The 15,384-nt window shown below is 35.4% G+C and carries 13 protein-coding genes; 1 reads left to right on the forward strand and 12 read right to left on the reverse strand.

Features of this window, described 5'->3' with window-relative positions; genetic code table 11:
- Positions 1 to 42: 42 nt before the first annotated feature.
- Genes V8G56_RS00480 through V8G56_RS00490 form a run of 3 tightly spaced genes read right to left on the reverse strand, consistent with a single transcriptional unit; the run spans position 43 to position 6,746 of the window.
- Positions 43 to 1,686: a RagB/SusD family nutrient uptake outer membrane protein gene (locus V8G56_RS00480; RefSeq protein WP_395436472.1), complete on the reverse strand. Its 1,644-nt coding sequence runs from the start codon at positions 1,684 to 1,686 to the stop codon at positions 43 to 45.
- An 11-nt stretch (positions 1,687 to 1,697) separates the two neighbouring features.
- Positions 1,698 to 4,814: a SusC/RagA family TonB-linked outer membrane protein gene (locus tag V8G56_RS00485; RefSeq protein ID WP_395436473.1), complete on the reverse strand. Its 3,117-nt coding sequence runs from the start codon at positions 4,812 to 4,814 to the stop codon at positions 1,698 to 1,700.
- Between the two features lie 36 nt (positions 4,815 to 4,850).
- Positions 4,851 to 6,746: a right-handed parallel beta-helix repeat-containing protein gene (locus V8G56_RS00490; RefSeq protein ID WP_395436475.1), complete on the reverse strand. Its 1,896-nt coding sequence runs from the start codon at positions 6,744 to 6,746 to the stop codon at positions 4,851 to 4,853.
- Positions 6,747 to 6,988: 242 nt separating this feature from the next.
- Here V8G56_RS00490 and V8G56_RS00495 point away from each other — a divergent pair, with 242 nt between their 5' ends.
- Positions 6,989 to 7,147, forward strand: coding sequence for a hypothetical protein (locus tag V8G56_RS00495; RefSeq protein ID WP_395436476.1), 159 nt, complete (start codon positions 6,989 to 6,991; stop codon positions 7,145 to 7,147).
- Positions 7,148 to 7,620: 473 nt separating this feature from the next.
- Here the strand turns inward: V8G56_RS00495 and V8G56_RS00500 are convergent, their stop codons facing one another.
- The 9 genes from V8G56_RS00500 to V8G56_RS00540 form a co-directional block, all read right to left on the reverse strand.
- The gene (locus tag V8G56_RS00500) at positions 7,621 to 8,691 is read right to left on the reverse strand and encodes a PCMD domain-containing protein (RefSeq protein WP_395436477.1); all 1,071 of its coding nucleotides are present in this window, start codon (positions 8,689 to 8,691) and stop codon (positions 7,621 to 7,623) included.
- 42 nt (positions 8,692 to 8,733) lie between these two features.
- Complete coding sequence (locus tag V8G56_RS00505) at positions 8,734 to 9,486, reverse strand: hypothetical protein (protein ID WP_395436478.1); 753 nt, start codon at positions 9,484 to 9,486, stop codon at positions 8,734 to 8,736.
- Positions 9,487 to 9,551: 65 nt separating this feature from the next.
- A complete protein-coding gene (locus tag V8G56_RS00510) occupies positions 9,552 to 10,046 on the reverse strand; it encodes a YqhA family protein (protein WP_395436479.1) in 495 nt (164 codons plus the stop codon).
- Between the two features lie 51 nt (positions 10,047 to 10,097).
- Entirely contained in the window at positions 10,098 to 10,700 is a 603-nt protein-coding gene (locus V8G56_RS00515; protein ID WP_395436480.1) for a hypothetical protein, read from the reverse strand.
- Positions 10,701 to 10,744: 44 nt separating this feature from the next.
- Positions 10,745 to 11,404 carry a hypothetical protein gene (locus tag V8G56_RS00520; protein WP_395436481.1) on the reverse strand — a complete coding sequence of 220 codons (660 nt, stop codon included), beginning with the start codon at positions 11,402 to 11,404 and terminating at the stop codon, positions 10,745 to 10,747.
- A 201-nt stretch (positions 11,405 to 11,605) separates the two neighbouring features.
- Positions 11,606 to 12,118: a DUF4251 domain-containing protein gene (locus tag V8G56_RS00525; protein WP_395436482.1), complete on the reverse strand. Its 513-nt coding sequence runs from the start codon at positions 12,116 to 12,118 to the stop codon at positions 11,606 to 11,608.
- Between the two features lie 28 nt (positions 12,119 to 12,146).
- Positions 12,147 to 12,863 (reverse strand): DUF3575 domain-containing protein, encoded by a 717-nt coding sequence (locus V8G56_RS00530; RefSeq protein ID WP_395436483.1) that lies wholly within the window; start codon positions 12,861 to 12,863, stop codon positions 12,147 to 12,149.
- 310 nt (positions 12,864 to 13,173) lie between these two features.
- A complete protein-coding gene (locus V8G56_RS00535; RefSeq protein WP_395436484.1) occupies positions 13,174 to 14,439 on the reverse strand; it encodes a DcaP family trimeric outer membrane transporter in 1,266 nt (421 codons plus the stop codon).
- A gap of 39 nt (positions 14,440 to 14,478) precedes the next feature.
- On the reverse strand, positions 14,479 to 15,375 hold the full coding sequence (locus tag V8G56_RS00540; protein ID WP_395436485.1) for a hypothetical protein: 897 nt from the start codon (positions 15,373 to 15,375) through the stop codon (positions 14,479 to 14,481).
- Positions 15,376 to 15,384 lie beyond the last annotated feature (9 nt).

Here is a 15,384-nt window from a genome sequence, read left to right on the forward strand (position 1 = left end):
AACTCTGCATAGCTTTTATTGCTACTAACTCAAATTATTTTTCTAGTACCCTGGATTTGGGTCAAGATTTGAATTTAAATCAATTTGCTGCAATGGTATTGGAAACCATACCTTCTCTTTTTTCCAGTTTTGTTGCAACAAAGTTACACTTCCATTATATGCTCCATTGTTTGGATCCAGTGAATTTACAGTCTCATCGTATATATTGAATCGTGCCAGGTCTATTCTGCGCCAGATCTCAAAGCAAAGCTCTCTTGAACGTTCTTCCTGTAATTCTTTAACAAAATCTGAATTAAAATACGCTGTGTTCAAATCATCAACTATTGCCGGGGCAATTACAGACCGTTGACGCAGTTCTGTCAAAACGGCTCTCGCTCCAGGCTCATCTCCCGTAAAATACAGTGCCTCTGCACGGAGTAAGAGAATATCTCCATACCTTAATAAAGGGAAAGAAATTCCTGATGCCCATGGCGCATATGATTTCTGCGATGGATCTTTCACCCGGTACTTACCTACACTCATTGTGCCATTATTTTTCCCTGGTAGGGGACGTGGCTGGTAATACCTAATCCCGTCAATTTCTAGCACTTCAAGTACATTGGCATTCCCTCCTATATTTCCGGACACATTATGACTGAAGCGAAAATCACCTGTATTATAAAGATCATATAGTTCTCCTGTTGGGCGAGTCCAACCCGAGCCACCACCGAGATTAGGAGAATTTCCCTGCGGAATAAAGTTATTTACTACTATAGTAATTACTTGTTGCGTAGCATCTGATGACCCTTCAGCAGACATCATTACCTCCTCAGCTTGCGCAGTTTTGGTTGATTCCCTGAAAAGACGATCATAGTTTGCTGTCAGAGTATATCCGCTGTTAGCTACAATATCTGCTGATATAGTTACCGCTTTGGTATAACTGGCCGCTGCATCAACCCAGGCAAAACTATTGGGCGCATAACCAAAATCACTAAGCCCATTGGTTTTCATACTTGCCAGGTAGGTATGAGTCTTTACCAACAATCCACCTGCTGTCCATTTATTAACACTTGCTGCTAATGGTCCTCTGTCCAGAAGATTTTCATAAGCGAATTCATAGTCTGAAATGATCTGGGCATAAACCTCCTGTACAGGTTTCCTTGCCATAAGAGGGTCATCATCCGTTTTCGTATAAACCGGTATGGCCCCATGCATCATGGAGAGCATCATATGATAGAAGCCCCTTAAAAGTTTAGCTTCAGCTTCAATTTCAACTTTCCGAGTCGCCGAAAAATCTCCATCCGGTATATTTGGTAAGTTTTCAAGAAGACTGTTTGCGCGTCCAATACCTGCGTATAGAAAAAACCAGGCATTATTGATCTCAGGGTCCTGACTGGTGAAAGCGCCTGTTCCAAAATTTGCCGCTCTTCTGTTGGCTAAATTGGATGGAACAACGCCTTCACCTGTTCCGCCAACCAACATCTCATACAGGTCTCTTCTGAATGAGGAAGCATTACCTGCTCCCTGAATATCACCTGCAGTCAGCGTATTATAAACACCCACTAAGGCTATTTCTGCATCTTGCGCAGATTGATAGAAATTTTCAGGTGCTGTAAAAGAATATGGGGTTGGTTCCAATACATCTTGACAAGATGTGACTGCTAGAAACAATCCAAAAATTGTTAGATATTTAATATAATTTTTCATAGTTATTATTATTAAAATGTTGCTTTAAGACTAAAAGTAAAATTCCTGGACCTTGGATAGGCTATTCGATCGAAACCTGTAAGCAATGGGTTATTAAAATTAACTTCAGGATCCCATCCGGTGTATTTAGTCCAGGTCACTAAATTATTCCCAATAAGATTAAACTTTAGGGAATCTATACCCATTTTATCAGTGATGCTCTTTGGAAGTTTGTAACCTAAAGAAACAGTCCTTAATCTAAGATAAGACCCATCCTCCACATAATAAGAAGAGGCGATTTGTGGATCGAGTGAACCGTAAGCGGGAGCTTCATTACTAAGGTTCTCTGGGGTCCAGTGATTATCAAAATAGTTTTGATCAATGTTCATCCATTCTGCAACTCCATTAAGTCTAACTTTGGAGGCGTTGTAGAGATCATTACCATAGGACCACTGAAAAAATACAGACAAATCCCAGTTCTTGTAGGTGAAGGCATTGTTTATACCTCCGAAATGTACCGGGTTGCTTTTACCAATAACTTCCCTGTCTTCATCATTAATAAAGCCGTCACCATTAGTGTCTTCATACTTCATTCTACCAGGAAGCGCTGTTCCAGAATAAACAGGGAGTCCATCCTTTAATATATAATTTCTGCTTTCGTGAGGGATACTGGGGTCACTATTGTTATCCCATGTAAAATCATCGATTTGGTAGATCCCATCAAAAACATAACCGAACATGGTTCCTATTGGCTGCCCCACTATTACTCTACCTACATTGTCTTGCCAGCCTCCTCCAGTGTTGACAGGAATAAATTCAGCCCCTCCAAGATCTTTCACCTCATTTTTGTTGAAAGAGATGTTAAAATCTGTTCTCCATGAAAAATCATTTTTATTAATATTAAATGATGATATTTGTAACTCAACACCATTATTATCAATTCTACCTATGTTTTGCCATTGTGAGTTAAATCCGCTTTGTGCCGGAATTGGCGCATTTAACAATAGGTCTGTGGTTATTTTTTTATAAATGTCTGCGCTTAAGGTTAAACTACCTCCAAAAAGTCCCAGGTCAATACCTGCATTAAACTGGTTCGTCACCTCCCACTTCAAATCTGGGTTGGGAAGTGAGGACGGTGCAAGACCAAAAATAAGATTATCATTGCTTGCATAGAAAGCCGGATCCAGCTGGGCCAGGTATGTGTATGGAGGAATACGCTCATTACCTGTAGCGCCGTAACTCAATCTCAGTTTTAAATTAGAAATAGATTCTACCCCTTGCATAAAAGCCTCATCAGACACTTTCCAACCTAAGGCCGCAGAGGGGAAATACCCCCATCTGTTTCCCTCACCAAATTTATCAGACCCATCTGCTCTAATACTTCCTGTTAAAAGGTATCGATTGAAGAGTGTGTAATTAACCCTTCCCAGATATGATAGTCTGTTAGTACTCCATCTTTGTGTAGAATATAGACTAACTCCGGTTCCTACACTTATATTATTAACACCAGTAGTCTGATTTTCGAAACCTACAACCTCGTTTTCGAAGTCTTCAAAATTATAATGATAAATCTCAAAAGCACCCATGGCATCAATTTTGTGATCCGAGCCAAAAGATTTTTTGTAGTGTAACTGTGAAGAATGATTTATCGAGTAAGTATTTACTTCCTTCACCCTTGCACGGCCATTCTGAAGCCTACCCCATGAAGTTTCCGAGCTGTAAAACTCCTTTACTTTAGAATGGCTAATGTTTCCCCCTAAGAGGCCTGTGTATATTAAATTATCTGTAATCTTAAAGTCCAAATTGAAGCTGGATATTAATCTTAGCACACTGGTTGTTTTATCAGATTCTTTGATCAATGTCAGTGGACTAATAAATGCATCATCTGTCAAGTCTACGTCATTAGTTGTAATATCCCAGGGGTTTGCAATCAAAAGTTGCTGAGTAATACCTGTAAAGCTGTTGGGGCCACCACTGTTGGCTATTCCACTTAGAACCGAATAGGAACCATTGGAAGTAAAACCAAGGGTCAGCCTTTTGTTTACATCACTTTTAATCCTTAATCTTAAATTATACTGGTCGAAATCGTTATTAACGATAAGTCCTTCCTGGTTAAGGTAACCTAGTCCTGCAGAATAACTCGTTGTTTTTGTACCTCCGTTCATGGACAGCTGATGCTGCTGTGTTATACCTGTTCTTAAGGCCTCATCCTGCCAATCATATGATCTCAATTCATCAAAATTTCTAGGTGTATCGAATATCCCATCGTTATTTGTATCCTGATTCAAGAATTGAGTATTCCCCCTCTCTTCCTGGTATAACAAATACTGAGATGCTGATAATACCGGCATCTTCTTTATAGCATTTGAAACTCCTATATTGTATGTGTAATCCACATTCATACGTCCATCTGATCCTGACTTTGTAGTTACAATAACAACCCCATTTGCACCTCTTGACCCATAAATAGCAGTAGCAGAGGCATCTTTCAATACTTCAATTGACTCTATATCAGCCGGGTTGATCCCTGATAAAGGATTGATTCTTGACTGTGAAGAGCCTGTACTTGCGACCTCATCATAATTCACGTCAATTTGAACACCGTCTATCACAAAAAGTGGAGATGATGTACCGTTTATGGAAGTCTGCCCTCTAACGACTATATTAGTTCCGCCTCCAGGCTCACCCGAATCCGAAGATATCTGAACACCAGACATTCTACCTTGCATTGCCGAAAAAACATCGGCAGTTTGAGATTCCATCAGCGTCTTTGATTTCACACCAGCCAAAGAACCAGTTAAATCGCTTCTCTTTTGTGTTCCGTACCCAATTAGCACAACTTCGTCCAACTTCGCAATATCTACTTGTAAATTGATCTGCAGGTTGGATCCCGCTTTAACTTCCATTGTTTGATATCCAGTGTATGAAATCAAAAGCATAACATCCTGGCTATTCACAGATAGTTTAAATAAACCATCTATGTCAGAAATGGTTCCATTAGTGGTTCCTTTAACCAGCACCGTTGCGCCTAATAAGGGATCACCTGTTTCATTGTCCCTCACAACTCCACTAACTTCCACCTGAGCCATGACATCATTTGCCCCAGCCAGGGTAAAAAGTAAAAAAAATAATAATAGTTTAGTTCTCATAATTTCAGTTTAAATTAGTTTATTTAGATAGTCATGTTATTCTATTTCTGTACCTGTATCTGTGTCTAACGAAAGATTCACATACTCTCCCGTTAATAATTTATAGGTATTGTCTTTTATAGTCACGTTTTTACAATGGTTAATTTTCAGGTTTGGCTCATTCGGAAAGATGGGGTCATAAGCATCCGTTTGTATTACTCTATTTGACTGGAAGGTTAAACCATCAACTGACTCAGCATTCAAAACAGGCGAATCGAAAGTGTAAAAATCATTGTTTCTAATGATGATATCCTTGTGATAATAACCTTGACCTTTATTTTCACTTAATTCCTGTTCTGGATCTATAAGTAAGATTGCCTGTTTATTTCCTCCATGTAAATTATTTACGAACTGGTTATTCTCTATAATGAGGCTGTCACATGGTCCAGATTCGTTCCATAATTTAAGATCTCCAGACATGCGCATAGCTGCCATTTGGGAAGAGATGAAATTGTTTCGAACCTCAACTTTCCGTGAGGTAGAAATTAGAAACCCTCTTGCCCTGTTATTTCTTACTGTATTGTTTTCAATTTTTGCAGAAGCATGCCAGGAAACGTTATCAATACCATCATACTCCTGAGCGATCTCCTTTATAGACTTGTTAAAGCTCAAAATCGATACTTTTTCATTAATTCGCTTGACGTCCTCTATGATCAAAATTTCAGATTTAGAAAGAAGAGTATGCTGATCTACAATTCGAACAGTATCTCCTTTTGCCCCAAAGAAATAATCTTTTTGATGAGGATGATACGTTTCATATGCGATTTGGTTATCACCTATGATTTTTTTAACTCTGGCGTATGTTCCATGAATATTGATAGCATCGTCCAACATATTTTCGAATGTGCAATTCTTAATTGTTATCATGCCTTTACAGTTGCAAAAATGTGTAGCATCTGCATTTGTAGTTACCAAACGCTTACTGCCTTCTCTTAAAACAACATTGAAACTATCAAGTGTAATATCTGTAGATCTTTCGGCTATTAAGCCCATAGCCCCTGCGTGATAAACATTGATATTTTTAAACAATAAGTCTTTTGATTTGAATACTCGAAATCCTGGATTTTCTCTGTTATTAAGATACTCTCCTTTTGAAATAAAAACTGATCCTACTGGAGGAACCAACTTATATTTTGAACTAAGGCGGACAGTACTATCCTTTAATGCTTTTGCCTCAAAGAAAAAGCTATTGTCAAATCCGCTGTACAAACCATGTTTGTAAATAGGGGCTTTCGTAGAACTGTCCCATATAATATTCTGACCCAGCCTTTGATGATACTTTTCCTGTTTTGCGTACCTGTACCCAAAATTTTGTTCATATGGCGAATCTTCTCTTTCAATGGTTAAATAAATACGGTTATCATCAACCAAATAGGGTGTTTCCATCTGCAGATCAAAAGTCTTAGCATTGGAATCATTTCTAACTACTGTACCCTGGGCAAAAAATGGAACTTCCCAGTCAATACTTAAATCTGAAACCGTTATGTTATTACTTTCTTCAATAATAAATGGTAACATTTTTCCATGAAATATAAAATCCGAACCACCACCATCAATATGAAAATTCTTAAAATTGAAAATTGGGAAAGGAGTTCTTTTCAAACCATTATCATTATTTGTTATAGCAGTATAAAAGTCTGGGGCGTAGGTAGGATAAAAGTGATACGTTCCTTTAGGAAACCTAATACCTTGATAACCTTCTTTTTTGCATTTTTCTAAAGCTTCAACAACTATAGGCGTAACATCTTTAGCCTCAGCAATCCCAGAATCGCTAAGGTCATAGTATTTCAAGGATGTATTTTGTTTTCCTTTATTTGAATTTGATACATTCCCCAAAAGAAAAATACTTGCTATAGCAATAAATAATATGGTTACAAATAATGTTTTTTTCATATATGAAATTTTAAAGCAGAATTGAACTTAAAGCGTTTAATGCCTTTTGTAAAGTTAAAATATTGTTAATTCGTAACGTAAAACGATTGTAACATGATTATTCAAGTTTGTAACATTTTTTAAAATCCTTATCAATATGTTACAAAATTGGAATCATTTGTTACAAAATCAACAGTTGTATGCAAGGAAATTATGTGAATCAATCCAGATCTTTGGCAGACTTTCAATAATGACTGTTGTATTTGGGTATCACAGATGAAGAAATACAAGAAATAGAACTAGAACTAAATTATAGACTTCATCATGCAAATTTTGTGCAAATGAAAACAAAAAAAGACCTTAAATTGCTTGAAAGTCTTTCTGTCATTGGTGGAGAAGATGGGGCTGGAGACCATCAATAACATTAAAACCTAACCTTTTAATTTATTTTGTTATGACACATTACTTTTTAAGTTATACATTATAACATTCAAGGGTAGGTTTTGTATGTTGGTTTATTTTAATAAATCTTGTTTTTTATAAAAATCAAAAGTTTTGAACTATAAACGTTGGAGGCTATTTTTATTTAAAACGATCAACAAAGTCAGAGACGAAAGAAAGGAGAGAGAATGCCTTTAAACTATTGATTTCACTTCCATATGAAACATACTTTCCGTAAACAATATTTTGTCGGTTTAATGTGCCCTTAATTTTTTTTATTTTTATAACCTGCATCTATTGTAATTTCATCTGTTATCATTCTATTTATAATATTCATAACATGCTACTTTCGGTTTTGGCAAGGTATTTCTTTAGAAACTTTTTTTCATTTCACATTACAAAGCAATACATTTGAATTTGGTGTAATTACTTTAAGTCATACTTAATCACTTAACTACTCGTATACAAGCTCAATATCATCAATTATAAGTGTACTATCAATCGCTCCCGCAAAATTAGCACCATCAAAACTTGAAGAGGCTACAAACGTAATATGTGTTGGCAAGGCGAATTGTGCTAATTGGTTACTGACATAAGAATTGTCTACAGGATACATATATTCCGGAAAACTAGCATCTAATTCACCATATGTAAAGACTATCTCTTGAGCAACTAACGCTTCTTGTATCACCTCACTTCTAAACCAGGCCGTACCAAGGCGTTGTATGCCTCCACCTTGTCTTATTTCTAATATGGCATAGATATCACAAGCATCGCTATAGTCTAGCACTTCACCATCTCCATTTTTATTTACTGGACCAGGCACATAACTATATTTAAAACGAACTTTTACAGGTCTTCCTGAGAAGGGTGTGCCAAATTCTATTGCAGCCTGAGGGTTGCTCAATTCAATATTATCTGAGTTAAAAAAACCCGTAAATATTGAACCCGCTGAAATTGGTGCACCAAATGTACCTGCTAAAGTTCCATTGTCTAATGTAATCATCTTGGCAGCTAAATTATCAGCACCAAGGTCTTCAGGAATTGTTGCAAGGTTATTTAAAATCTGAGTCCCTGGATTGCCCGTACCCCAAATGGTGCTATTGGCATCAGTACCAGGCTCGTAATAATTACCTCTAGCTAAATACCAAGAATTTAAATTCCCATTATCAAGTTGGGGGGTAGATGAGGCTACAAATGCTCTAATGGTCCAAGTAAAAATTGAACCATCTTCAGCCGTAATATCGATGGTATCATCATTTTCCAAATTAAGCATATCCCCTTCTTGTTTGTTAGCTCGTGCAAATGACGACACTTTTATGTTTTCAATAGTTATTGCAGATAAGTCAACACCTCCAGGGATTTCAACAGTTACCAGTAAGCTGTCTGTCATTATAATAGCATTACCTGATTGATTACTAACAAGAATTTCCTTTATATTGCCGTATTGTGACGCCCCATAATAGTCTTCATCAACACATGAAAATAATGCTGCTAAGGCCAATAAAAAATATATTTTTCTCATTGTTGTTGTTTTTAAAACACTCTCTCTTAAATACTGTCTAAACTAAAGGTAATAAGACAACCCTAATTTTAGTGATAATAGTTCAATATTAAAATCAATGTTCTGCCGTATTGTCTTAGATTCATCGCCACCATTCGTAGTCTTAGTAGACGTGTTTAATTCATATCCTAGAACATCTAATTGTATTTCTAAAGCAAAATTTTCCATAGCAAAAAATATAACCCCAGGACTTATACCTGCCCTGAAATTAAAGTTTTTGGCATAGGTCTTGTCGATTTCATCAATATTTTTAACATCTCTAGATACCGTGCTACTACCACCAAAAGTTAGTCCAATATCAGTAAAAAAACTCAACCGTTCATTTGCTGTTAGCGGTACTACAGAACGAAACGTAGGAGTAATTGCAAAACCTCTAGAAATAGCATTGGATTGTATGGAATCACCATCTTTTATGGTGCGGCCTGTAAATTTATTTTGAAAATAATTAATATTCAATCCAACCATGGCATAATCATGAATGAAATAGCCTCCTTTAAAGTCTAAATCAAACTTTGTGCGGTCGCCATCTAAAATGGTTTCGACCAAAATATCCGTGTTTTCTAATTGACGGTCTTCTAATGAAAGTCCTAAACCTATATAAATACTTTTCTTTTTAAAAGGTTTAAAATTGTTATTGTAATAACTTGTCAGCAACTCATACGGTGTAAACGCACTATCCTTTTGTGTTTCATTAGTCTGCGACCACGATACATGAGCAAAGAGAAAAAAACACACTATAAATTTATAAACCCTCATATGTTAAACCATTAATTTGAATTGATTATCACTTCCTATTTTAAATATGATATAGGACTCAATTGCTAATGTTCTCCTTTTTTTATAAAATTTAACGCTAAAGCCAATAAAAGGATTGTAAAAGGTAAAATTAATTGTTCATAAAGTAATTTATCAGAATCTATAAAAAAGCCTAAAGCACACCAAACGGTTAAAGTCAACAAGATAGTTTCCCAGAGCAAGACCTTTAAATCCTTAAAATTGTTTAGTTTAGAAAACACCGCACTTTCCTTAAATGTATTTTGGTTTCCTACAAATAACTTAAAAATACCACCAGCCAAAATCAATATTACCAGAGCAAAAAGGAACGTATCTATAGATGTTATAATAGAACTACCAGCACCTTTATCATGATTACCAAAAAGGATTAATACTGTCTCCCACAAATGTTTAACTCCTAATGCTATAGCCAAAATACCGTTAAGCATAAGAAAGAAGGAAACTATTAAAGCCAAATATCTTACTTGAAACATTTTTTCAAGTTTTGAGGCTATTTTTTGTTTTGGACTTTCATCTATCATAATTATTGTTAAAAGAGTGAATTGAATTAAAAATCATAATTTAAATAAGTATCAAAGCCAATTTACTTTTAATGGCTTTGTTAATTGAAATGTGGCTTCTGTCCCTGGAGGAAAATAAATAGACTCTCCAGGAGTAAGTAATCCCATGGCACCTCCAATGGCAGCACCTTTGCCCGCACCTTTGCCACCGCCAAATACAGCTCCAATACCAGCTCCAATTGCTGCTTTTCTAACAGTATTACCTGTTTGTGCTTCAGTAGTTACTACTTTAGTTTCAGTTTGCACACCTTGAAGATAATTGTCTATAATAAACCCTCCGACAGTAACCCCAAAAGTACTTCCTCTACGATTTGTATTATCTGAAACAAGAACATTCATTTGAACAATTGTACCTTTCGGTATAACTATTTTCCCTTTTGAAGTAACATCTTTATCAAGCTCCACAAAGAAATTGTCACCAGCATTAAAATTTTTTGCTGATATTCCTTTCGTAGACTTAATGAATAAAATTGTACCTACTGGTAAAACAGGTACTTCCTGAAACAATCCTTCAAATGATTTTTGATTAGGAGATAGATTAGAAAAAGAAGATGTATAACTACTTAGTAGTAATACAACTAATAACATCATAAAACTTTTTTCTTTGTTTTTCATAAGCTTTGATTTTTTAGAATTTAAAATTTATGGATAATCCCCCTTTATTTAACAAGACTTTTTGTTATTGCTTTGACGTATTCCTGGGCAACTTTAGTAATATTTGAAGGGTTCTCAATCTGTGTTGTAACTACAGCAATTAATTGTTTGTCCTCTGGTTCTGCTAAATTGTAGGCAACAGATTCTAAAACAAAAGTTTTAGAGGTAAAGGTTGTGGAGGTCTCTGGCACGTAATTTCCAAAAGAAGAATAAGACATTGGGTTGTAATAATACCCATAAAAACCGCGATAGTATCTTGGATAAAGGGTTGCTCCAGCATAATACCCACCTTCAGTGACTGTTCTGGTAGCTTCTTTAATATCTTTAATAACGGTCAGTACCACAGCGTTAAAACCTTCGTTTATTAACAAGTTTTTTATTTGTTCCTGTTTATCTTCACTAACTTTTTCGTCGGGGTTAAGTTTGGGGAATTTTGTAAAACTTGCAGTCGCTTTTAGTCCTTTTGCTGTTAATTGATTTACTATTTCATTTTCGAAAGCAATTCGAGCTTGATTATTTTCTGTTCTGGCAATTACAATTATATTTTTGTCATTAATAGAACTGACATTTTCTGCCTTCCAAGAATCCAGAACTTTAACACTAGAACAACTGTTGAATACAAGTAGAGTAGTTAAACCCATTATAGAATAAATTGTTTTTTTCATTTTAATTTTGTTTTTAGTTATAATGATAATTAAAAATACAATACTTTCTTAATTGTATTGCGTATAAATATTAATGTTGCTTTCATTTTTATATAATAAATTTCTTTTCAACGCTTTTAAAAAACAAGTTGTATTGTTTTATAAAAATTTCATTTGTTAAATATAAATGCTATCTATAATTATATCCTTGTGAATCCTTTTTTATAATTCAACAATATCACCATTAAAAGACATAGGACTGCGATTATTAGAGTTAACTCTTAGTAATGCACTTCCTCTCAAACCTACAGTAAGCGTAAGGCTATATGTTTCATTCTTATCTTTAACTTCTATATTAATTATGTAATTTTTTTTTCCCTTTTTTATAATAAACTGCAGAGGTTCTCCTTTAAAAATCAAACCACCATATTCTGCGCCGTATGGGGCGCTAAAAGCCCTGCCAAAAAACGGTAAATGGCTATCAATTAAGTTTGGTTGAAATTTCACACTATATGAGCTGGTCAAGTTTATTGATCTCCCACCTGAGGGCATAGCAGTTCTGGCATTAAAGACAAAGATTTTACTGTCGATAAGCTTTGCAATTTGCTGTTCTTTAACAAGTCTTTCATTCTCTTTTGCTTCTTTTTTTAATTCCCTTTTACTTTTTTCCTGTGAAAAACATGTATTAACACTGAAAAGTATAAGTATTACTAAAAACGATATTTTTTTTGTCATTTTATTTTAATTAATTGGTTAAACATCCTTAAAATGAATAAGTAACTGACAAACCGTATCTAAATGATGGTAAAGTTAGCTTTTCTTTCAGATTAGTTTTTTTAAATTGAAAATCAGCATTAAGGAAATCTAGAAAACTATATTTTTCAAGTGCCGAATTAAGGTCATCATAAAATTCATCTGGTGGTGGAATAACATCTTTTAATTTAAAAGTGAAATATCCTGCTCCTGGACCGGCAATTAAGAAATCAATTTTTAAGTGATTTGTGACAGGCAATTTATAACCAATCATAAAGCCAACCGAATTTACATCGATATCACCTTTGTACAAAAAATAATGCGAAACGTCTTGACTATCAATATAAATGCCTGATAAATCCGTTTTATAATTTACTAACCTGGTATAAGCGCCAAAATAAAATCCAGTAAACATAGCATTGCCCTTTTGATGTATATAATATCGAACTTCGGGAGTGATTTTGAAACCGGTATATGAGATATCAGCGGTCTTAATATTGTCGGTATCAAGTCCAGAAAATTTTATAAATCCATCATCAGCTTTAATTCCAAATCCTAAACCAACGGAAATATGTTTGCCCATTGCACGTTCATAGGTAAATGAATAAGTTCCATTGATAAGGTCGCTTATAAATAAGCCCACTTCATTTTTGACTTCTCTGTTTTCTTGACAAAAAACTAAGGGAGCAAAAATAATAAATAAGATAAAAAAAAGTGTGTGTTTCATATTGACTAATTCTCAACGTTTTATTAGTATTAAATTTAATACGTATTTTTTGTTCTTTAATTGCCAGGATGCTCCAAAAACGATGTAAAAAGCAAAATCTTTACCATTTCCCCAAGCAAAGTCTGTCCCGATAGTGATAACTACAAGTCTTTTTAATTTGTAAATAAATTTTGTCTCTATTTTGCATATCTACTCCTTTTATTATTTGAATGAAATTAATACTCTATCCTATTGGTAAAGATTAAAAACTCATTCAGCAAAATCAAGATAAAGTGTTTGGTTCTTATTTTTTTTCATCTAGATTTATGAATTAAAATGAATATTTTATAGAAGTCAGCCAACGCCAAGCATCTCCTGTGTTTCCATTTTGGTTTTCTCGTTGAGCATAAATTACTTCGGTTCCTAACATGAGATTAGGTTCAATAAAATAGGTGAAATTCCAATTACTGGTGAGACCTCCCTTGAAGGCATTATCATCTTTCCATTGCGATTTTTCTAAATTGGAATAGCCTATTAAGCCGTTGGTTATTAGTTTTTCTGTCAAACTTATACCAAAACCCCCGATAAGATTGGTTGAGGCAAGGGTTTCGATTTTTCCGTTGGGATTTAAAACACCGGTGGAATTGGTACCTATCTGGGAAACAATAGAGCTTCCCCAACCATCGCCATAAGACCCATTTAAGATGACATAACTGTTTTTAGTAACATAATATCTTCCTGCCAAAACGACTCCGTAAGCCGCTTTGGCATCGTTGGGTATTTGATCTTGTCCATCCCAACGGACTTGGTAAATCCTGCCTCCAAAAGTGATGATTCCACCTCTGGCTAAGTTTCTGGAAATACGCGCAGACAACATGGGCAAACTGCTCGACCCCTTTCCCGCAAAACCATTTCCATCTAAATCCATAAATTCATTCATTTCCAATCCAGCAGCAAAACTGTAGTTTTCGGAAATTTTGTCTTGATAACGAATTTGTGCTCTTCGACCACCTGCCAAGGCATCACCGGCACCAAAATCCAACGTTGCAGGTACAGATTTTAGTTCGGTAAGGATGTCCCAAGTTCTTCCAGCCAACCATTTACCATAGGTTACATAGAAATGCCGTAATCTTGGTTTCTGATTAAATGGCCCATCCGAAGTATTGTAAAAATCCATTTCCAGAAGCACTCTTATGGGTTTTCCTTTTGGGCTTTTGGTGCGTACATCAAACCCGAAACGAGATTCACGGGTACTTAAATTATTGTATCCTGATTCTACAGGTAAACCATCGCCCTCTACCGGCACATTCTGTATTTGTGTTTGGAAGCGATCATTGCGAATGCCATTAAAATCTTGTAGGTAATCTAATTTTAAATAACCATAAAAAGACATGCGCACCCCTGTGCCAAAAATTGGAAACGATCTAGGAAAACTATCATCAATCAAATCCTGTCCGGTAAGGATCGTTAGATTATCTCTTAATTCTGCTCTATCAGACAGTACTTGCTGGTTTTTAGTTTTCAGGCTATCTTGATCTTGTGCAGATAACTGTGCTATTCCCAACAAACAAACAAAAAAGAAAATAGTGTACTTCATATTTATTTAATTTATTTCATACTTTGTACTTTTAAATTTTTACCAAGGTAATGGAACAACAGGCGAAATAGTAAAACGTATTTGATGTTGTGGACCAAAGGCATCTGGAGATACCACATAATACCAATATTGTAAATTAAATTTTACAGGCATTTTGCCAAAAAACATCACTTTGTTTACACCACCACCAATAGGTAGTGTTAATTTATTTCCTTTTGCCGCTTTGTGGTTATAGGAATAGGTTGGCGAACCAGCAATCTGCCAGCCATTTTTTAAATTAATGTTATAAAAATATTGGCCGGAAGTAATACTGGCGGATTCACCTCCTTCTGAAGCAAGAAATACATCGTTGCCCAATATAGAAAAACTATCAGCAGAAGTTGCGTCTATTTTATTTACACTCCATCCTTGGGTTACCAATAGTCCAAGTACTCCCCAATTAAAGATTTGTCCAACGGCAATTTCAGGACCTATTAAGGTATAAGGAGATCGTAAGGCCTCATCGCTTGCCGTACGAAAACTACCAAATACACCAAGTACCCCAACAGTTTTTGATGGAAATGTTTTTCCTACCGCAATATCGGCGCTGATATTCCCTAGACCGAATCCCTGATTTTCAAACCCATTCGCTCCATAGGTAGGTTGCGTAATATATAGGGGGATATTGGGTCTTACAAAAAGATTCGTTGTCTTATTCAATGGCACGGGAAGGACAGGTTGAAAACCTAGGGTTAAGCTATTTTGGCTACCTGCATCGGGCAAATCTCCCTGATAATTGATATAATCGAAATTAAAGTTCATACTACCCAAAACGGTGTTGGGATTTGCCAATTCTTTGGCAATATCTGCTGCGCTTTTCTCACCTTCTTCTGTTTCTTGTGCATATAAAATGCTAGAACATAGGAGCAAGTAAATGAGTATTGTTTTGGTTCTCATAATCTTTTA

Source organism: Gaetbulibacter aquiaggeris (assembly GCF_044003965.1).
Lineage (GTDB): Bacteria > Bacteroidota > Bacteroidia > Flavobacteriales > Flavobacteriaceae > Yeosuana > Yeosuana aquiaggeris.

Coding starts and splice junctions, on each gene's coding strand:
- V8G56_RS00535 (WP_395436484.1), bottom strand. CDS start 14,439: ATGAAGTACACTATTTTCTTTTTTGTTTGTTTGTTGGGAATAGCACAG.
- V8G56_RS00505 (WP_395436478.1), bottom strand. CDS start 9,486: ATGAGGGTTTATAAATTTATAGTGTGTTTTTTTCTCTTTGCTCATGTA.
- V8G56_RS00485 (WP_395436473.1), bottom strand. CDS start 4,814: ATGAGAACTAAACTATTATTATTTTTTTTACTTTTTACCCTGGCTGGG.
- V8G56_RS00530 (WP_395436483.1), bottom strand. CDS start 12,863: ATGAAACACACACTTTTTTTTATCTTATTTATTATTTTTGCTCCCTTA.
- V8G56_RS00510 (WP_395436479.1), bottom strand. CDS start 10,046: ATGATAGATGAAAGTCCAAAACAAAAAATAGCCTCAAAACTTGAAAAA.
- V8G56_RS00520 (WP_395436481.1), bottom strand. CDS start 11,404: ATGAAAAAAACAATTTATTCTATAATGGGTTTAACTACTCTACTTGTA.
- V8G56_RS00500 (WP_395436477.1), bottom strand. CDS start 8,691: ATGAGAAAAATATATTTTTTATTGGCCTTAGCAGCATTATTTTCATGT.
- V8G56_RS00480 (WP_395436472.1), bottom strand. CDS start 1,686: ATGAAAAATTATATTAAATATCTAACAATTTTTGGATTGTTTCTAGCA.
- V8G56_RS00525 (WP_395436482.1), bottom strand. CDS start 12,118: ATGACAAAAAAAATATCGTTTTTAGTAATACTTATACTTTTCAGTGTT.
- V8G56_RS00515 (WP_395436480.1), bottom strand. CDS start 10,700: ATGAAAAACAAAGAAAAAAGTTTTATGATGTTATTAGTTGTATTACTA.
- V8G56_RS00540 (WP_395436485.1), bottom strand. CDS start 15,375: ATGAGAACCAAAACAATACTCATTTACTTGCTCCTATGTTCTAGCATT.
- V8G56_RS00490 (WP_395436475.1), bottom strand. CDS start 6,746: ATGAAAAAAACATTATTTGTAACCATATTATTTATTGCTATAGCAAGT.